At 38.4% G+C, this 18,822-nt stretch carries 18 protein-coding genes; 14 read left to right on the top strand and 4 right to left on the bottom strand.

What is annotated here, in order from left to right:
- Positions 1-8: 8 nt before the first annotated feature.
- The gene (locus CNR22_18935) at positions 9-665 is read right to left on the bottom strand and encodes a DNA-binding response regulator (GenBank protein PBQ33769.1); all 657 of its coding nucleotides are present in this window, start codon (positions 663-665) and stop codon (positions 9-11) included.
- A complete protein-coding gene (locus CNR22_18930; GenBank protein ID PBQ33768.1) occupies positions 662-4,090 on the bottom strand; it encodes a hypothetical protein in 3,429 nt (1,142 codons plus the stop codon). The genes CNR22_18935 and CNR22_18930 overlap by 4 nt, the downstream gene beginning before the upstream one ends.
- A 212-nt stretch (positions 4,091-4,302) precedes the next feature.
- On the opposite strand from CNR22_18930, the gene CNR22_18925 reads away from it, so the two are divergent.
- The 14 genes from CNR22_18925 (at position 4,303) to CNR22_18860 (ending at position 17,455) form a co-directional block, all read left to right on the top strand.
- Positions 4,303-4,791, top strand: a complete 489-nt coding sequence (locus tag CNR22_18925; GenBank protein ID PBQ33767.1) for a hypothetical protein — start codon at positions 4,303-4,305, stop codon at positions 4,789-4,791.
- 1 nt (position 4,792) lies between these two features.
- The gene (locus tag CNR22_18920) at positions 4,793-5,179 is read left to right on the top strand and encodes a hypothetical protein (GenBank protein ID PBQ33766.1); all 387 of its coding nucleotides are present in this window, start codon (positions 4,793-4,795) and stop codon (positions 5,177-5,179) included.
- Positions 5,180-5,189: 10 nt separating this feature from the next.
- The gene (locus CNR22_18915; protein ID PBQ33765.1) at positions 5,190-5,558 is read left to right on the top strand and encodes a two-component system response regulator; all 369 of its coding nucleotides are present in this window, start codon (positions 5,190-5,192) and stop codon (positions 5,556-5,558) included.
- Positions 5,558-7,627 (top strand): chemotaxis protein CheA, encoded by a 2,070-nt coding sequence (locus CNR22_18910; GenBank protein ID PBQ33764.1) that lies wholly within the window; start codon positions 5,558-5,560, stop codon positions 7,625-7,627. Before CNR22_18915 ends, CNR22_18910 begins: the two co-directional genes overlap by 1 nt.
- Entirely contained in the window at positions 7,612-8,127 is a 516-nt protein-coding gene (locus tag CNR22_18905; GenBank protein PBQ33763.1) for a chemotaxis protein CheW, read from the top strand. Before CNR22_18910 ends, CNR22_18905 begins: the two co-directional genes overlap by 16 nt.
- Positions 8,128-8,233: 106 nt before the next feature.
- On the top strand, positions 8,234-10,012 hold the full coding sequence (locus CNR22_18900) for a chemotaxis protein (GenBank protein PBQ33762.1): 1,779 nt from the start codon (positions 8,234-8,236) through the stop codon (positions 10,010-10,012).
- A complete protein-coding gene (locus CNR22_18895) occupies positions 9,999-11,342 on the top strand; it encodes a hypothetical protein (GenBank protein PBQ33761.1) in 1,344 nt (447 codons plus the stop codon). The genes CNR22_18900 and CNR22_18895 overlap by 14 nt, the downstream gene beginning before the upstream one ends.
- Positions 11,339-13,042 carry a chemotaxis protein gene (locus tag CNR22_18890; protein ID PBQ33760.1) on the top strand — a complete coding sequence of 568 codons (1,704 nt, stop codon included), beginning with the start codon at positions 11,339-11,341 and terminating at the stop codon, positions 13,040-13,042. The genes CNR22_18895 and CNR22_18890 overlap by 4 nt, the downstream gene beginning before the upstream one ends.
- A 26-nt stretch (positions 13,043-13,068) precedes the next feature.
- Positions 13,069-13,929 (top strand): chemotaxis protein CheR, encoded by an 861-nt coding sequence (locus tag CNR22_18885; protein PBQ33759.1) that lies wholly within the window; start codon positions 13,069-13,071, stop codon positions 13,927-13,929.
- 1 nt (position 13,930) lies between these two features.
- The gene (locus tag CNR22_18880; protein PBQ33758.1) at positions 13,931-14,830 is read left to right on the top strand and encodes a histidine kinase; all 900 of its coding nucleotides are present in this window, start codon (positions 13,931-13,933) and stop codon (positions 14,828-14,830) included.
- A complete protein-coding gene (locus CNR22_18875; GenBank protein PBQ33757.1) occupies positions 14,831-15,295 on the top strand; it encodes a chemotaxis protein CheD in 465 nt (154 codons plus the stop codon).
- A gap of 1 nt (position 15,296) precedes the next feature.
- On the top strand, positions 15,297-16,376 hold the full coding sequence (locus CNR22_18870) for a chemotaxis response regulator protein-glutamate methylesterase (protein ID PBQ33756.1): 1,080 nt from the start codon (positions 15,297-15,299) through the stop codon (positions 16,374-16,376).
- Positions 16,377-16,384: 8 nt separating this feature from the next.
- Complete coding sequence (locus tag CNR22_18865; GenBank protein PBQ33755.1) at positions 16,385-16,756, top strand: response regulator; 372 nt, start codon at positions 16,385-16,387, stop codon at positions 16,754-16,756.
- Positions 16,757-16,813: 57 nt separating this feature from the next.
- Positions 16,814-17,455, top strand: a complete 642-nt coding sequence (locus CNR22_18860; GenBank protein PBQ33754.1) for a hypothetical protein — start codon at positions 16,814-16,816, stop codon at positions 17,453-17,455.
- Here CNR22_18860 and CNR22_18855 read toward each other — a convergent pair.
- Entirely contained in the window at positions 17,452-17,865 is a 414-nt protein-coding gene (locus CNR22_18855; GenBank protein PBQ33753.1) for a hypothetical protein, read from the bottom strand. The two genes, CNR22_18860 and CNR22_18855, sit on opposite strands and share 4 nt — an antisense overlap.
- A gap of 186 nt (positions 17,866-18,051) precedes the next feature.
- Entirely contained in the window at positions 18,052-18,468 is a 417-nt protein-coding gene (locus CNR22_18850) for a hypothetical protein (protein ID PBQ33752.1), read from the bottom strand.
- Between the last annotated feature and the right edge of the window lie 354 nt (positions 18,469-18,822).

The following is an 18,822-nucleotide window of genomic DNA, read 5'->3' as shown; positions in this document are numbered from 1 at the left end:
AAGACTCCCTAATTAATAATAATAAGTTTAAGCTTTATGGCTTTGGTAATCATCTCAGCTGTATTTTTCACTTCCAGTTTTTTTAAGATGTTATACCTGTGAGCATCCACTGTGCTGATGCTCAAGAGAAGGTTGGAGGCAATTTCCTTATTGCTTAACCCTTCACTTATAAGTTGTATAATTTCCTTTTCACGCTTTGTTATTTCAATTTTATAACCTCCGGCGGTTTTACTATTGTATTCTTTATTAATAAAATTATCCGCCAGAATTTGTGATACTGACCTGCTAATGTATTTTTCACCTTTTACGATTTTCTCAATGGCTGCGTAGAGTTCGCTCTTTTTAAAATCCTTCAAAAGATAGCCATTTGCGCCAGCTTCGAAACACTGGTTAATATAAAGATCATCGGCATGCATACTGATAACCAGAACTTTTATTGCACCGTTCCTGATCTTCCGCACTTTTTTGGTAAGTTCAATGCCGTTCATTCCTTCCATAGAAATATCAGTGATTACGAGATCGGCATCTAAGGCAGGGAGCTCCAGCAAAAGATCTTCAGCATTATCTGACTCGCCAATTACTTTAAATTCAGGATTCAGGTCCAGCATATTCTTGATTCCATATCTCACGATGTGGTGATCTTCAACGAGATGTATTTTTATCATAGTTTTATTGTTTTTGTTTTTACCGCTATATTAATTTCGAAACCTTTATTTTTAGTAGTGGTTATTTCTAATTCTGCTCCAATAAGCACCGCTCTTTGTTCAAGAGTTGAAAGGCCAAAAAGTTTTTTCTTTTTTGCAGCCAATTCTCTTTTGTTTATTCCTATTCCATTGTCTTTTATAAGAAACATAAGTTTGCCATCGCGATAATTCAGTGCCATGTTTATAGTGCTTGCCCCCGAATGTTTCAGCGCATTTTGCAAAGCCTCCTGTATTATCCTATAAAAATTAAGTTCCACTGCCTCGGGAAATCTTAGATTTTCTATATTCGACTTAAACGTAATATCAAGGGTTTTAAACTCAGTATGGAGTTTTTTAACCAGTTGAGCAAAGACAGCATACAAACCAAATTCAAAAAGACTTACAGGAGAAAGATTGCTCGAAAGGCCTCTTAGATCTTTCATAATTTCTCCGATAATCTTATTTACAAATTCAATTTTATTCTTTTGTTCAACAGTAATTAACTCATTATCTCCAATATTCTCAAGATTCATCATAGCCACTGAAAGCATCTGATTTAGCCCTTCATGAATCTCTTTTGCAAACTTCCTTCTTTCGTTTTCATGCCCCTGAGCTAATGACAGAGTTCTGCTTTTTTGTCTCTTAATTGCCAGTGTTTGTTCAAGATGATTGTTTCTAACAGTTTTAAGAGCCTCCTGCCTTTCGTGTGTAACATCTCTTCCTGTAGATATAAAGTTAGTGATTTCTCCCTTGATGTCTAAGTAAGGCGTAATAATTTTCTCTTCAATAAAGACTTCGCCAAATTTATTCTTGTTGTAAAAATCTGCTTTAAAAGGCTGGCCTGATTTCAAAGTATTCCAGAGGTTTTTGTAAAATGATTTGCTGTGCCTGCCAGATCTCAGAAGATCAGGAGTGTTGCCAATAACTTCATGAAACTCGTAACCTGTAACGTTTGTAAACATAGGATTAACATATTCCACTTTACCGCTTCGATCGGTTATCACTATTAATTCGTGAGTTTGCTCTGCAAGATTAAAAAGCTTATGAACTTTATCAATGCTGTTTTTATTGGAAGTTATATCGCGTACAATCATGAGTATTCTTCCGTCTTTAAAAGAAGTCATTCTTATTTCGTACCAGTTGAACAGTTCGTTGCGGTAAACATCTACTTCAACCACCGCAGTAGTGAGCGTACCGTTAATTTTACCGGCATTTTCGAGAATACGCCCGGCAACTCTTTCATCAACTACTTCCTCAATTTTTTTACCTGCAATGTGTGCTGATTTGTGAGGCAAAAATAATTTTTCGCTCTTTCTGAAATAAGACTGAATTATTTTACCCTCCTGGTCAACGATCATGAAAGAATCTGCAATAGAGCGTATGATCTTTGCCTTTTCTAATTCTCCACCGAGCCATTCCTCTTCAAGCAATTTAATTTTCGTAATTTCCTGAGCGTAACCAATTAGTTTTGTGGCTCGTCCTTCTGAATTTTTTACAACGATTGACTTATCACAAATCCACTTCAGGCGCCCATCTGGTGTAATAATCCTGTACTTTACAACATGTTCGTCGCTGCTCAGGTTTTTAAGGGTTCTTCCAAGCACTTTATCTACATCATCGGGATGAATATATTTGCGAAGGCCTTCTACTTTATACATTTCCTCCAGTGTTATTTCATACAGCAGTTTAAAAGCCGGACTTAAATATTGAATACTTTTGGTTTCGAAAGAAAAGACCCAGAAAGCTACGTCGCTTTTACTGGTAATTTCACGTAAAAGCGTTTCAGTAGCCGCATACAGAGCTAGTTGTTCTTTTTTAACGGAAAGATCGGTTAAAGTTGCAATAGAGCCAATCACCTTTCCGTTTTCATCGTGGTAAGGCGTTCCGCTGACATAAAAATTCTTCAACTCCCCGGATTTCGTTTTTATTCTCAGTTCGTACCGGCTACTCAAACCTTTTTTCCGCGTGGCAATAGTGTCTGCCAGTTGTTTAAAATCTTTGCGCTGCAGAAAAAATCTACAATTCCGGCCCAGTACATCTTCATTCGTGTAGCCAGACAATTCACCTAATTTGGTATTAGCAAAAACAACTTTAGAATCTAAATCAATTTTAATAAATCCTTCATTACTTGCGTTAACTGCCGTTTTAAAAAGGTTTTCGCTTCTCGATAACTCTTTCATACAGTTTAATTTGTCGAGAAACAGATTAACACTTTTAAAAAACCAATTTAAGTTGTCGAAATCTTCAAGTGACAATGCACTGCGGTTTCTTTCTGAATTTAGCACGAATACACCCAAAGACGCGTTCTTAACCTCTATGGGGAAGGCCATCCAGCAAGCGCTGAGATTTAAAGGATTTTGGAATTTTTCTTTACGGTTAAATACTTCAAACTCTTTTCCACGCAGCAACAAAGGCTTCTTTGAACCTGCAACAAATTCGGCATAGCCCGCAAAACTCGGTGCAGACTTTTGTGTATTTAGAAACTCAGATGGAGAAGTTTGCCCATTAAAATCTTCAAACCAAACAGCATCCAAATCCGGAATTATTTTGCTTATCTCGCTGGCAACATAGGTTGTTACTTCTGTGATGTCGGCATCGGAACGATCATATAAAAAACTCAGCTTATCTAAAAGTTCAAATAATTCTTTTTTAATCTTTTTGTGCGTTACATCTACCAAAATGCCCCTATAGCCGCTATGCTTGTAATCTACGTATAAAGGAGTTAAAGCTGCCTCAATACTATATTCCTTTTTGAAGGTGTTTACTAGCAAAAACTCTCTCTTAACATTCACAGAATCAATAAAACAACTTTGCTTACTTACTTCTAAAACAGAGCCCGATTCATTGCCGGAAATATAATCCGTTAGCATAAGGCCACGTTCTATTTCAATTTCCGTAATGCCAAACATCTCCATACCATGCCGGTTGAGTTTAAGTATCTTTCCCCCGAGGTCACATTCGATAACGGTTTGAAGAATTGCGTTAGAAAGTTCATTGTATTTTTTTTCGCTTTCCTGGAGCTTGCATTTCATGGCATGACGAAACAAAGTTAGTTCTACGGTGTCAACCAACTCTTTTTCTACAACAGGTTTTAAAACAAAATCGTGTAAGGTGGAAGACTTTAATTTTCGCATTACTTCCTTACCCTCCACTGTTGTGAGAAACACCACCGGAATTTGATAGTTTTGATAAACCAACCTGGCGGTTTCTAAATATTTTTGTTCTTCACCAGACTCTACCTCCATTATAAGTAAGTCAGGTTTTTCTTTCAATATCCAACTAAAAACATCGGATGATTTAGTTTTATGATCTGAAACACCATACCCAAAATTGCGAAGAGTCGACTCAATGTCCCTCGCTATAACGGTATCTTTTTCCAATAACAGTATAGTATTCGTTCTTGTCATTTTTCACTTACAAAGTGTCATTCCTAGGTTCTATTTACTGGTTATTGGGCATACCGGCTCATTTCAGACAAAAGTAAAAAACCGGTAAAGGATTCCACTGGAGTTAATCACCTATTTTGCACTAAATAAAACCCTTAGTTTTTCTAAAAACAACCCTTACTTTCTTTCAGAATAGAGCCGGTAATTTTGAGTCCTGATCAATTAGCGAAAGTATGTTCAATTTCCTTTATAAAAAACAAACCCTCCTGATATGCGTGTTGTATTTACTGTCAACCGGCGCCATACACACACAAACCCAGGAAAAGGCCATCTATAAAAAATTCGCGCTCCGTGATTCCCTCTCGGCGCACAAATCTGCTGAACTCATTTTCTACGCAGATGGCAGTTTTCTCAATTTTGGAATCTATGATAACAAAATTGAGAAAGATCTTTATGTATGGTATAAAGCCGGAAGCTGGATTTTAAAAGATAATCAGCTACTCTGCGTGGCTGACGATAAAAGAATAAAAGAAGATGAGCTCAAGAAGCTGGTAAAATTTCATTACAGAAGACACCCCGACAGGGTGTTAATTACCAGCTACTATGAGTTTGTACATGAAAGTTACACCAGCGGCACACTGTCTGTTTCAGATCAAAATGCGTCAGACGCGGAAAAGAAAATTTCGTACTACCCAACACAACTAAACACTTCATTACAATAAAATGTCAGCAGAATTCGATACCAATGCCGATTTTCTTCCTTCCATCGTAGAGGAACAGGGCGTAAAACTGTCTTTCCAGCCTTCAAAAAGAAAAAAAACAAAAAAGATAAGTATTCTTATTGAAGGAATGTTTACTCTTCAAAACGCAGGGTTTGTTAAGGAAAAAATATCCCTGTCGTTGCACGCCTATGATTTCATAGATATTACTTTAAAAAACATTGAGCAGATAGACCTTGCTGCTATTCAGGTAGCGCATTTACTCAAAACAAACGCTGCCCTTTCTAACAAACATATCAGTCTTGATGCTGAACTATCAAAAGAAGACAGGTCATTATTATTTAATGCCGGTTTAATGGCATTGCTTACAAAAACAAAATTAACGGATTAACGAAAAACGCATGAAAAAAAACATTTTAATAATCGATGACTCTGAGAGCATACGTGAAGTAATTGCTACAGGACTTGAAAGTGCAGGCTACACTGTTATTAAAGGAATAAACGGTGAAGACGGACTAAAATGTCTTGCTGCCAACCCTTCACTTGAGCTAATTATCACCGATTTAAATATGCCGGTAATGGATGGCATTAGTTTTTTGAAAGAGGTTCGTAAATCTGAAAAACACAAATACCTGCCCGTTATAATTCTAACCACCGAATCGCAGGAAGCAAAGAAACAGGAGGCTCGCAATGCCGGTGCTACAGGTTGGATCATAAAGCCATTCTCTAAAGAAAAACTTATAAACGTTATAAAAAAAGTTGTACGCTGATGGACGCAATGAGAACTACCTACCTGGAAGAAGCAAACGATTTGCTATCGAACCTGGAAAGAGCTTTGCTTGCTTTAGAAACAAACGCAAACGATAAATCCTACATTGAAGAAGTGTTTCGCGTTATGCACACGCTTAAGGGCAATAGCAGCATGTTTGGCTTGCCTGTAATAGCCGAATTTGTGCACGACCTCGAAACCATTTATGACAAGATCCGCCTGGGGGAAATGCAGTTAAGTAAAGAATTGCTCGACTGTACTTTTTCATGTCTCGATCACCTAAAAATAATTATTCACGACTCAGATCTTTCGAACCCTGTAAATAAAAACAACCACGAAACGCTCATTCACCAGATCACTAATTTTATTAATCAAAAAGGCTTAAGCACAGGCAAACAAGAGCAGGCAAACTCAGAACACACTTTAAAAACCTATCATATTTATTTTGAACCTCACGCGAGCATCTTTAACAATGGTACCAATCCACTTTTCTTAATAAGCGAACTCGCGGCGATGGGCGTAAGTAAAATGATTCCCCATTTTAAAGTGCCGGAAGAAAATCAGGAATTTGCTTCAGAAAGCTGTTTTACCTACTGGGATATCTACCTCGAAACAGAAAAAAATGACAAAGACCTTATGGATGTTTTTGTATTTGTAGAAGACAGTTCAAAAATAGAAATAACAGAACTAGGATCGCTAGACCTTGTAAACAATAAAGAATTTGATGCATTCATTAACCGTGGTATTTATAAGCATGTAAAAACCGACCTGGAAGAAATAAAAGCTTTCGCAGGAAAACTACAGGAGCTAAGCAGTGGTAAAACGGAAACAGCTGAAACGGTAAAAACAACAGAACTAAAATCTGTTAAAAAGGAAAAAGTAGAAAAAACCATCTCCAGCATACGCGTTTCATCTGACAAACTGGATGAACTCATGAACCTTGTGAGTGAGCTTGTAACAACGCAAGCGGGCTTGTCTTTGTTTGCAGCTAACAATAAAATTACCGAATTAGAAGTCATTACCGAAAACGTTGAAAAACTTTCAAGAAGATTAAGAGACATTGCTTTTGGAATGACGCTGGTTCCCATAAATAATATGTTCGGACGTTTTCAACGCATGGTAAGAGATGTATCGGGAGTGCTGGGAAAAGAAATTGAATTTCTGACAGAAGGCGGCGAAACAGAACTTGATAAAACCATTATCGAAACGTTGACGGACCCTTTGATGCATATTCTCCGAAACAGTCTTGATCATGGTATCGAAAGGGCCGAAGAGCGCGAGGCTAAAGGTAAATCCCGTTCAGGCAAGGTAGTACTAAAAGCCTTTTATTCAGGAGTGTTTGTATACATTCAGATTGTGGATGATGGTAAAGGAATTGATGTAGACGCTGTTCGTTCTAAAGCCATCAGCAAAGGAATTATTAAATCAACCGACTTTTTGAGTGAGAAAGAAATTTTCGACCTCATCTTCTACCCGGGTTTTTCAACAGCGCAAAAAGTAACAGACGTTTCAGGGAGAGGCGTAGGAATGGACGTTGTAAAACGGAATATAACGGATTTAAAAGGAACGATTTTAGTAGAGTCGAAAATAGACGAAGGTACTACCCTTACCATTAAACTTCCACTTACCCTCTCTATTATTGACGGCTTACTGGTAGTGATCGACCATGTAAATTATATCATTCCACTATCGGTGATAACCAAATGCTATGCAGTAAATAATAAAGACATGATGGGTAGTTTTAATAACCTGCTCATACTCGATGAAGAACAAGTTCCCTTTATTCATTTAAGAGATGAATTTGGCTACTCTTCTATGCCAAACGCTCAATCGCAAATGATAGTGGTTAACAACGGCGAACGTAAAGTAGGAATAAGTGTTGACACTATTATTGGAGAATACCAGGCAGTTGTAAAACCCCTTGGCAAATACTATACAAAACAAGATTTTGTTTCAGGCGCATCCATTCTGGGTGATGGCACTATTGCGCTTGTACTCGATACAAACAAACTAATAGAATTATTCATTAAAAAAATTCAAACCGAAGAAAAATCATGGCAACTAAATTAATCAGGGACGAAAAAACAGAAGCTACAAAATCATTTTTATCGTTCAAACTAGCGGAAGAACATTTCGCCATAGAAGTAATGAAAATTATGGAAATTCTGGAAGTTCCAAAAATCACCAAAGTTCCACACGCGCCCGACTTTTTAAAAGGCGTGGTAAACCTGAGAGGCGGCGTGTTGCCGGTAATCGATGCCCGTATCAAATTTGGCTTACAACCCATTGAAATGACTGTGGATACATGTATTCTCGTTTTAAGTATTGGCCTGAATGACGAAACAGTAACGGTTGGCGCCATGGTGGATTCTGTATCCGAAGTATTTGAAATGGAGGAAAAATACATTCAACCCTCTCCAAGCATTGGCTCAAAATACCGCGCAGATTTTATCCAGGGAATGATTAAGGAGAAAGATCAGTTCATGATGCTGTTAGACATTGATAAAGTTTTCACCTCGCAAGACCTGGAAGCGATTCTGGAACCTAAAACCGAAAACCAGGTCGCTTAAAACTTGTAAGTGTAGCTAAGGGAAATCACTTACAAAAACTGTATAAAGCAATTACAAGTTAACGTTGGTACTGGACCTACTTTTACAAACATTAAATAAAACAAAAATGAAATTATTAAAAAATTTAAAAATAAAATTTAAACTAACCGTTGCTTTTGGACTCGTGACGTTAATACTCATTGGTCTCTCCTGCTCTATAGTTTACACTCTTAACCAGATCGATAAGCAAGGCAACGACATCACCGAAAGCATGAAGCTTTCAGATGCGCTTAACGAAGCGAAATATAATCTCACCTGGGATAAACAACTGGTAATGGAAGTTTTAGCTTCTGAAGCTACTGAAGAAGTAGAGGAGCAGGTAACCAATCACACCGAGGCCATAAAAGGATTCGACAAAAATATTAATATCATACAAGAGCTTTGTGGTACTAAAGAATGGGGTTTAAAATTTGATACCATAAAAGAAAGGGTCAGTAAAATAGCCCGAACCCTTGATGAAACGCATAACACAGAGCTTACCCCCCTATTTAATAAACTTCATGCTCAGAAAATCGAGTACCTAAAACTTTTAGAAAACACAAGCCAGGTTCACGCTATAGCAAATCCCGTGGAAACAGAGAAATTTAAAGTATTACTTGAAACCACTAAGAAGGAACTTAGTAAGACTGACCACGCTTTCGACAAAATTGCAAATAGTGTGAATGCAGAATTACTCAAGACAGAGGATGACATTGCCCTTATCGTTGAAGGTTCTGCGAAAGCCACCGATGACCTGGTAGCGGCTTCTATTACAGGCATTCTTATAACTTCACTGGCAAGTATTTTAGTATCCATACTCATTGGCATGGCTATTACCAAATCTATTGCCGGTCCTTTAAAAGCAGCTTCGGAACTTGCAGAAAAGATTGCAAACGGAGACCTTACGGCGACCATTACTATCGAGCAAAAAGATGAAGTGGGAGACCTGGCAGCTTCTTTGAAAAAAATGGCAACCAAGCTCCAGGAGGTTATTGGCTTTGTAGTTAGCGCTTCTCAAAGCATTTCCGTGGCCAGCAACCAAATGAGTTCGTCAGCCCAACAAATGTCTGAAGGAGCCACCGAGCAAGCCAGTTCAGTAGAAGAGATCTCTTCTTCTATGGAAGAGATGGCCGCTAACATTCAACAAAACACAAACAACTCAAAAGAGACAGAAAAAATAGCGCGCAGTGCAGCAAAAGATGTTACTGAAAGCAACGAGGCCGTAGCAAAAACAGTAGGTTCAATGAAAACAATTGCCAATAAAATTTCAATTATTGGTGAAATTTCTCGACAAACTAATTTACTCGCTCTTAACGCAGCAGTAGAAGCCGCAAGAGCCGGCGAACACGGAAAAGGATTTGCTGTTGTGGCTGCCGAGGTAAGAAAACTAGCCGAAAGAAGTCAGCTAGCTGCAACTGAAATCAACGAGCTTTCTTCTCTAAGTGTTGATATTGCAACAAGATCAGGTGAGCTTTTAAACAGTGTAGTTCCTAACATTCAAAAAACATCAGATCTGGTTCAGGAAATCAGTTCTTCAAGCGTGGAGCAAAACGCCGGAGCCGACCAGGTGAATAACGCCATCCAACAACTCAATCAGGTAGTTCAGGAAAATGCCGCTACCGCCGAGGAAATGGCCGCCGGTTCGGAAGAATTAAATGCGCAGGCGGAAAGTCTTAAAGACATGGTTTCGTTTTTTAAAATTGAATCGGGTACGCTAAACCTCGTAAAACAAAAATCACACCAACCTTCAGCGCTGCGAAATTTGCACGCAACCACATCAAAAATGGCAAAAAAAATAAAAGAAGTAAAACTAGACCTGCAGGCGGAGCCCGTATTAGCATTAGATAGCGACTATGAAAAATTTTAAGATTATAACAAGGATGAAGCTTCCTACCCGATTGCTTTTTTGTTTCAGCCTGGCAATGGCATTCAACACTGCTACAAAGGCACAGGAGATAAGTATTGACGGCGAGTTCAGACTAAATCCCTTATACTCCATGGGCTTCAGAAAGCCACACTATGCCGGAGACAAACCGTCTTTTTTTAATCTTCAACGTACCCGGATCATTTTTGGATTTAAAAAAGAAAATGATCTCGATGCCGAAATTATCATTCAGGATAGACGCTTCTGGGGAGATCAAAGCGACCGCGACGATTTACCAAACATAGCGCTATACAGGGGATGGGTAGAAAAACATTTTACGCCTTCTTTTTCAGTGCGTGCAGGCAGACAAGGATTTGTTTATGATTCAGAATATTTACTCAGTGATCCTAACTGGGTGGGAACAAGAGCGCACGATGCCGGCTTACTGAAATTTGAAAAATTTTCGTTCAAGTCGCACCTGGGTTTTGCTTTTAACGCTAACGGACAGGACCTGAAGCGCGAACCCTATATTTATAAGTTCTACAAAAACATGCAATTTTTATGGTTGCACCAGGATTTCACAAAAGCTAAAGTCTCTTTTATCTTCCTTAACCATGGTATGGAAAAAGGCGACACGACTACAAATATATACTATACCCAAACGTTTGGCCCTGACCTGAGTTTTGAAATCAGCAAAAGATTTTCTTTCAAAGGTTTATTCTATTACCAAATGGGAAAAAACACCAGCAAAAAAGAGGTATCGGCCTACTTCTATTCTGCGAACCTTACTTATAAGATGACTAAATTTCTTGATCTGACACTGGGCCTGGATGTTGGATCAGGTACGAGTCAAAACCACCAGAAAGACGCTTCTTATACTAAATCGCAAACCTTCGACAGGCTATATGGATCGCCCCATGCGCACTTCGGACAACTCGATTATTTTTATGTAAACACACCAACACTCTGCGGCATCAGAGACATGTATCTTAAAACAAAACTAAAGATTACATCAAAACTTTCTCTGGAAAATGATGTACACTATTTTGAAACAGATGCGAAAATAAACGACACTAAAAACAAGGACATAACACTGCCAAGCTACCTGGGCACAGAAAATGATTTTAGTTTACACTATAAAGTGTCATCAACAATAAAAGCAAGTCTGGGCCATTGCATTATGTTTGGTACTCCTACATTAGATGCCTTTTTTGGCGGAAAAGTCAGTAAACAAAAACAATATGTTTATGCAGTAGTAACCATTAGTCCCACTTTTTTTAAAAGTAAAAAATCAGAAAACCAACCAAACGTAAAAATAGACATACAAAAATGAAATCACTCTCAAATTTAAAAGTAGGACAGCGCGTATTAATAACCTTTATTGTTATTACCACGCTTTACATTGTAAACATTGCTTATAACATTATTAATCTGGATGGGATCACGCAAAACGTTACCAGCATATACAGCAATCGCTTGCTGAGTATTACTGCCTTATTAGAAGGCGACCGTGACGCCTACCAGTCGCGCCTCACCATCAGTGAAGTTATTAATACGGCATTTGTAGCAAAAGACGATAGCAGCAAGAAGTTAACAGTAGACTTTAAAGATGTTAATGAAAATCTTGAGCAGCTTAATACACGCTTTGGTAAATTCAAAACAACTTTTCTTTCTACGGGCGGAAAAAACACTTCCTCATTTGATGTGTTTGACAAAAAATTCAACTCCGTAAAAGACATGTCAATTTCACTGGAGCAGCTTATTAAGGATAAAAAATTCACAGACGCATCCCTTTTGTACTTCGGTGAATACATTAACGACTTTGATAAAATGCGTGAAGCTATTAACGAACTCACCGAAATAAGCTCGAAACAAACTGAAGTAGAATACCTTGCCAGTATAGATCAGGCCAAAAAAATAAAACAGATAGCTTTTCTTTTCTTCGCTGTAGTATTGATATTTCTTGTCCTTTCGGGTGTTTTACTAACCCGTAGCATTGTACGACAGTTAGGATGTGAACCATACGAAGCTGCCAGCATTGCCAACAACCTGGCCAACGGTAAATTAACCTGGGAATATACAAAAACACGTGAAGTAGGTTTATACAAAGATCTTAAAGTGATGATGGAAAAACTGAATGAAGTTATTTCGGGAGTAGTTGCAACATCGCTTAGCATTTCTACAGCCAGCAATCAAATGAGTTCATCGGCCCAACAAATGTCGGAAGGAGCAAACGAACAGGCGAGTTCGGTAGAAGAAATCTCTTCGTCGATGGAAGAAATGGCGGCTAACATTCAACAAAACACCAATAATTCAAAGCAAACCGAAAAAATTGCACGAAATGCGGCAAAAGACGTAACAGAAAGCAATGAGGCCGTTGGTAAAACAGTACACTCTATGAAAACCATTGCCACTAAAATTTCAATCATCGGAGAAATTTCGCGCCAAACAAATCTATTGGCCTTAAATGCAGCTGTAGAAGCTGCCAGAGCAGGAGAACACGGAAAGGGCTTTGCTGTGGTAGCTGCAGAAGTAAGAAAATTAGCCGAACGCAGTCAGTTAGCTGCTACAGAAATTAACGAAGTGTCTTCCGCTAGTGTAGACATTGCACAAAAATCTGGCGAGCTTTTAAACAGTGTGGTTCCCAACATTCAAAAAACATCCGACCTGGTTCAGGAAATAAGCGCTTCGAGTGTGGAGCAAAATGCCGGAGCCGACCAGGTAAATAATGCTATTCAACAGTTAAACCAGGTAGTTCAGGAAAACGCTGCCACCGCAGAAGAAATGGCTGCCGGAGCAGAGGAGTTAAACGCCCAGGCAGAAAGCCTGAAAGAGATGGTTTCGTTTTTTAAATTAGAAGAGAATCTTTCTTTGCACACAAAAAAAGAAACCAGTTCAACGGTTACCACCACTTCCAAAACTAATCCGGTAAAACAAAAAACATCGCCCTACTCTAAAATGCCTGTATCACGAAAACCGACTGCTAAAACTCAGAAGTTAGATTTGGCAGACAGTGATTACGAAAGTTTTTAATAAAAAGACTCAACGCAAAAATTATCATGCAAGCACAGAATTTTATAAATCAGTATAATAAAGAGTTGAGCGACGCTGATTTCAGACGGCTGAGTCAGTTTATATATTCCAACTACGGAATAAAAATGCCTCCCGCTAAAAAAGGCATGCTACAAGCAAGACTGCAGGGAAGGTTGCGTGAAAACAATATGAGTTCTTTTAAAGACTATTGTGATTTTGTGCTTTCTATGAAAAATGGCGATCTGGAAGTAATTCAGATGATCGACGTGGTATCAACGAATAAAACAGATTTTTACCGTGAAGCTGCCCATTTTGATTTTATGCACTCCACTGTTTTGCCTGAATTTCAAACTACCTCGTCGGGAGACACACTCAAAGTATGGAGCTCTGCCTGTTCGAGCGGCGAAGAAGTTTACACTATTGGCATGGTGATTAATGAATACCTGAATGGTAAAAATCATTTTGATTACTCTATCCTAGGAACCGATATATCTACACGTATTCTCGATAAAGCAGCTAACGCAGTATACACCGAAGACCGTGTGGCAAATATCCCTTTAAGTCTTAAACGAAAATATTTACTAAAAAGCAAAAACAGAGAAAACCCAAGCGTGCGCATTGTTTCAGACATAAGACAGAGAACAAACTTTACGCGCCTTAACCTGATGGATAATGAATATCAGCAGATTCCCCGAAATCACGACGTGGTTTTTTGCAGAAACGTGCTGATCTATTTTGACAGACCCACACAAGAAAAAGTAATAAATAAATTGTGTGAGCACCTAAAGCCCGATGGATACTTTTTCCTGGGCCACTCTGAGTCCATCACCGGAATTAATGTTCCGCTAAAACAAATTAAACCCACCATTTTCAGAAAAATCAAATAGCATGACAACTACGCTTACAGATACAGAACTCATAAATGAATTAAAAGAGCGTTTCGAAAAAAACGAACAGCTATTCAGAGAGCAGCTTTTGCTAATGACAGAACTTAAAAGTGTCAATGAAAAACTGGTAGTTTCTGAAGGATTAAAAAGTAATTTTTTATCCAACATACGAAACGAAATTAATAACCCGGTAGCATCTATTCTCGAACTGGCAAAAAATATTTCGGAAGGCAACATGAGTGCAGAAAACATTAAAAAATTCGCCAAGCTTATTTATAGTGAAACCTTTGGTTTAGACTTTCAGTTGCGTAATATTTTCGCTTCAGCAGAAATTGAAGCCGGCGAAGCAATCGTATCTGCTGTTTCAGTGAACATAGTATCGCTGGTAGAGAACACGATCTCTTCTTTTAAACATCAGGTAGAGAAAAAACACATCCATTTACATCTTAGCAGCTCCATAAATACGAACGCTACCTTCTGCTCCGACCCTGAAAAACTCCATTTAATTCTGAGCAACCTTCTCTCTAATGCTATACAATTTAGTAAGGTGGGCGGATCTGTTCAAATAAGATTTGAAATCGAAGAAGGACAATTATGCTTTGCCATTTTAGACAGTGGGCCGGGAATAAGTGAAGTTAACAGAACTATTATTTTTGACCGCTTTCGCCAGATAGAAGAAGGATCGACCAAAACTTATGGTGGACATGGGCTTGGACTTTGCATTACAAAATCGCTGCTGGAACTTCTGGAAGGCGAAATAATGCTGGAAAGTGAAAAAGATAAAGGCAGTTTATTCTCTATTCGCATTAAAGAATCTGAAAACTCAGGATCGCAAAACGACATCTTTTCTTCTGATGGTAATGACTTTTTATTTGCAGATAGTGAAAACATCGTATTTTAAATGACAACAACAGATTTATTAAACAAACACTATTTATTTCCATCCACACTTTTTGTGGAGAAGGAAGGATACCTTATCGACACCATTCTGGGGTCGTGCGTGGCTGTTTGTTTGTATGATACGAAACTTAAAATTGGAGGCATGAATCACTACATGTTGCCTCTTTGGAATGGTGAAGGACTCGCTTCACCAAAGTACGGTAATATTGCGAATGAAAAATTAATTGAAAAAATAATCAAACTGGGCTCATCAAAACAAAATCTGATTGCAAAAATATTCGGAGGAGCCAATCAGATAAACTCGTCGATCAATGTCGGCGACAGAAATATCCAGATAGCGAAAGAGCAACTTTCTTCTTATGGAATAAAAATAGCGAAGGAAAATCTGGGTGGTACTATTGGCCGGAAAATCCGTTTCGATTCGTCAACCGGAGAAGTACTAATGAAATTTCTATCAAAACAATAAGATGAAAAAAATAAAAGTATTGATCATCGACGATTCTGCACTGGTACGGCAAACCTTGTCGGATATTCTTTCTGCTGACCCTGCTATAGAAGTGGTGGGAACGGCCGCCGATCCATACATTGCCGCACAAAAAATCAACGAAGTTACTCCCGATGTTATTACACTCGATGTAGAAATGCCACGGATGGACGGGCTTACTTTTCTCAAAAAACTGATGTCGCAGCATCCCATACCCGTTGTGATCATTTCAACGCTAACAGAAAAAGGAACCGATACAGCTCTTCATGCTTTGGAATCAGGAGCGGTGGAAGTGGTAGCTAAGCCTAAAGTAAACACAAAAGATCTCCTTGAAAAAGTGAGTAACGAGCTTTGTGAGAAAATTAAAATAGCCTCCATGGCATTTGTAAAAAGAAGAGCCATTTCTGACGGCACTCATTCGGCAAAGGTTGCGCCGAAATTATCTGCAGATGCGATGTTAAGCAAAAAAACATCCCAAAGTTTAATTCAAACCACAGAAATAGTTATAGCTGTTGGTGCTTCCACAGGCGGCACTGAGGCCCTTAAAACGTTTCTGGTAAATATGCCGGTGGATGCTCCCGGAATTGTTATTGTTCAGCACATGCCTGAACTCTTCACCAAACAATTTGCTAAACGCCTGGACAGCTTATGCGCTATCACTGTAAAAGAAGCTGAAAATGGAGACGCTGTACTTCCCGGCCAGGCCCTTATTGCACCGGGTAATATGCATTTATTGCTAAAGCGCAGCGGGGCAAGATATCACGTGGAAGTGAAAGACGGACCATTAGTAAACAGGCATCGTCCGGCTGTAGACGTGCTGTTCAGATCGGTGGCGCGCTATGCCGGAAAAAATGCTCTTGGCGTTATCATGACCGGCATGGGCGACGACGGTGCTAAAGGCTTACTGGAAATGAAAGAGGCCGGTGCTTTCACGATTGCTCAGGATGAAAAATCGTGCGTTGTTTTTGGTATGCCTAAGGAAGCCATAAAATTAAACGCCGCGAACGAAATATTACCACTCGATCACATATCAACTTATATAATCAATAAAATTAAAAACTAAACAGAACCATGAAAAAAGTACTTATCGTTGACGACTCTCTATTTATGAGACAATCTATTAAAAGCACGTTGATTAACAGCGGAAAATACCTCGTGGTAGGCGAGGCAGCAACGGGCGACCAGGGCATTGAACTTTCGCTTGATCTTCAACCCGACATTATCACAATGGATAATATTTTACCAGACATGCTTGGTATCGACATTATTAAAGAACTGCGAAAAGAAGAAGTTTCGGCAAAAATAATTATGGTAAGCGCTGTTGGCCAGGAAAGTATTATTCAGGAGTGCAGAAATTCAGGTGCCGATGATTACCTCGTTAAGCCATTCAGCAACGAAAGTCTTATCGAACGCATGGATAAGCTGGCACTTGATCTTAACTAGTCAGGAGTTACGCCTTTGGGTTAAAGTAAAATTTAAAATAAAGAATTAAAAAGAGTAATGGAAAATTTAAATACCACAGAATTATTTGCTGCAAAATCAATCATCAACCAGGGGCTATCGAAGGCTGCCGAGTCGCTTTCATTTTTTATGAAAGAACAAATCAGCTTCAAAGAACTGAGTTTTAGTATTAATAAATTAAACCCGGATACAAACTTCACACAAAAATCAGGCGAAAATATTCACCTTTTAATCACAAATGTTATTGGCGAATTAAAAGGAGTATGTTGTTTGATTTTTTCAGAGCAGGAAGCCGACAAATTACGTCATACTGCCCTTCCTCCTGAAATAGTTTCTAACCCTGAGCTCATGGCTGAAATGTCAGACGCCATTATGCTGGAAGTCGACAATATCATTTCGGCTTCAGTAATTACTCAGTTCTCAAACATTCTCAACCATAAAATATATGGTGGCGTGCCTGAACTGAAAAAACTTAGCTCTGTGGAAATGAACGACTACATGACCTCTCATTTTTTGCAAGACCTTTACATTATTAATTTCAATACGCAGTTCAAGTCTTCGCAACTAAATTTTAATCCGGAATTTATTTGGCTATTTGACACAACGTTTTTAGATAGTATCAAATCTTTTGCACTTGACAATGCGAACATTACAAAACTGGAGGTGAATGATTTTGCCTAAGCCGCTACCATAAAGGTTTCTAACCAGTCAAACGCTTTTTTTTGTTCTTTAAAGGAGGCCACCGGTACGCTGGAAGTGTCGGCCTCGAGGTAAAAATTATAGATAACAGCTTTGGAAAAGGAATCGACTAAAAACGCGTTAGCAAGCCTGTACCTGGCGTACTCCTCTGTTGAACGGTATTTAATTGCACTTTTTGAAAGCATCATAAAGCCAGTAAAATGAATGCATGCAGGCAATTTTTTACCTCCACCCAGATCCTGGATATTTTTGTTAATATACAGCAGATGGCTTTTTCTGATTTTAGAAAGAGTTGGCGCTAACTCGATCTCAACAATGTTTTTTGAATTTAATTTCAGAGAAATAAGGGCCTCGTTCTCTGTTTGACGTTTTGATTTTGTTGAATTTTTCATTGCATTGTTTTCCGTACTGGAAAATAAAGCGCAAAGGTATCAGGATGATCTGGTATACAGATGTTAAAGAAATAATTTTCACAAATAAAAACACAATTCTGCCCGTATTTTAGATAAACCCAACGTTTTGGGGGCCTAATTTTATGCAAAAATTAATTTCCCCTTTACGCAAACGTTTGCGTAATGTTACAAAAATGATTTTAGCCACTCCACTGCTTTTTCATGATTGTCAAAAATCTTTGTTGGGCGGGCAGGCTTTTTATACTCCACATAAAAATTGCCAAGAATTTTTAATGGAAGAGAATCCATAATTAACGCTTCGCAGGAAAAATACGGACAGGTAGTCTTAGGATCAGCCCAATAGGCAGTAGATTCGGCGGTAGGGAACACACCTTTGTCGTAAGTAGCCAGCAGCGGAACTTTCTTATAATTTACCATTTCACCAATCGCGGGAAACAGGATTTCGTAATCTTCGGGTTTCCATTTACCGCCCTTAGATACATGGCCGTTCAAAATGCCATCGTCTCTATAGGTTATTGTGTAAATCGTAATGGTAGCTTGAGCCAAAATTTTAACGCCGGTATTGTAATCCTTTATCGTCATAAATTGATCAATTAAATGTTTCACAAATTGCAAACTCTTTTATCAATCCACTCCATTTCAAATCCTATCTGTTTGTATTTAAATAGCGCAGCCAAATTATCTTCTTTTACATAACGGGTGAGAGATATTTTTTTACGGGAAGCATGCGCATAAACACATTTCTAATTAAAAAAACTAACAAAGAAATTAAACAGACTCAGCTGCCAGATACTATAAATAAACGGTGTGTCTATCAAAAGTAAGAATATTAATCTTCAAACAAGAAAAAATAAGACGAAAACCGCTGTTTAAGATCCAAAATTGCGTCGTTTAATGATCCATTTTGCCTCTTAAAATAATTTCTGCCATAGTTTC

It is taken from the genome of Sphingobacteriaceae bacterium (assembly GCA_002319075.1).
Lineage (GTDB): Bacteria > Bacteroidota > Bacteroidia > B-17B0 > Aurantibacillaceae > Aurantibacillus.
This window is presented reverse-complemented; position numbering and strand designations above follow the sequence as displayed.

Bases quoted from the DNA above. Each gene is read 5' to 3' on its own strand.
- CNR22_18935 (PBQ33769.1), bottom strand. From the start codon at position 665: ATGATAAAAATACATCTCGTTGAAGATCACCACATCGTGAGATATGGA.
- CNR22_18930 (PBQ33768.1), bottom strand. From the start codon at position 4,090: ATGACAAGAACGAATACTATACTGTTATTGGAAAAAGATACCGTTATA.
- CNR22_18925 (PBQ33767.1), top strand. From the start codon at position 4,303: ATGTTCAATTTCCTTTATAAAAAACAAACCCTCCTGATATGCGTGTTG.
- CNR22_18920 (PBQ33766.1), top strand. From the start codon at position 4,793: ATGTCAGCAGAATTCGATACCAATGCCGATTTTCTTCCTTCCATCGTA.
- CNR22_18915 (PBQ33765.1), top strand. From the start codon at position 5,190: ATGAAAAAAAACATTTTAATAATCGATGACTCTGAGAGCATACGTGAA.
- CNR22_18910 (PBQ33764.1), top strand. From the start codon at position 5,558: ATGGACGCAATGAGAACTACCTACCTGGAAGAAGCAAACGATTTGCTA.
- CNR22_18905 (PBQ33763.1), top strand. From the start codon at position 7,612: ATGGCAACTAAATTAATCAGGGACGAAAAAACAGAAGCTACAAAATCA.
- CNR22_18900 (PBQ33762.1), top strand. From the start codon at position 8,234: ATGAAATTATTAAAAAATTTAAAAATAAAATTTAAACTAACCGTTGCT.
- CNR22_18895 (PBQ33761.1), top strand. From the start codon at position 9,999: ATGAAAAATTTTAAGATTATAACAAGGATGAAGCTTCCTACCCGATTG.
- CNR22_18890 (PBQ33760.1), top strand. From the start codon at position 11,339: ATGAAATCACTCTCAAATTTAAAAGTAGGACAGCGCGTATTAATAACC.
- CNR22_18885 (PBQ33759.1), top strand. From the start codon at position 13,069: ATGCAAGCACAGAATTTTATAAATCAGTATAATAAAGAGTTGAGCGAC.
- CNR22_18880 (PBQ33758.1), top strand. From the start codon at position 13,931: ATGACAACTACGCTTACAGATACAGAACTCATAAATGAATTAAAAGAG.
- CNR22_18875 (PBQ33757.1), top strand. From the start codon at position 14,831: ATGACAACAACAGATTTATTAAACAAACACTATTTATTTCCATCCACA.
- CNR22_18870 (PBQ33756.1), top strand. From the start codon at position 15,297: ATGAAAAAAATAAAAGTATTGATCATCGACGATTCTGCACTGGTACGG.
- CNR22_18865 (PBQ33755.1), top strand. From the start codon at position 16,385: ATGAAAAAAGTACTTATCGTTGACGACTCTCTATTTATGAGACAATCT.
- CNR22_18860 (PBQ33754.1), top strand. From the start codon at position 16,814: ATGGAAAATTTAAATACCACAGAATTATTTGCTGCAAAATCAATCATC.
- CNR22_18855 (PBQ33753.1), bottom strand. From the start codon at position 17,865: ATGAAAAATTCAACAAAATCAAAACGTCAAACAGAGAACGAGGCCCTT.
- CNR22_18850 (PBQ33752.1), bottom strand. From the start codon at position 18,468: ATGACGATAAAGGATTACAATACCGGCGTTAAAATTTTGGCTCAAGCT.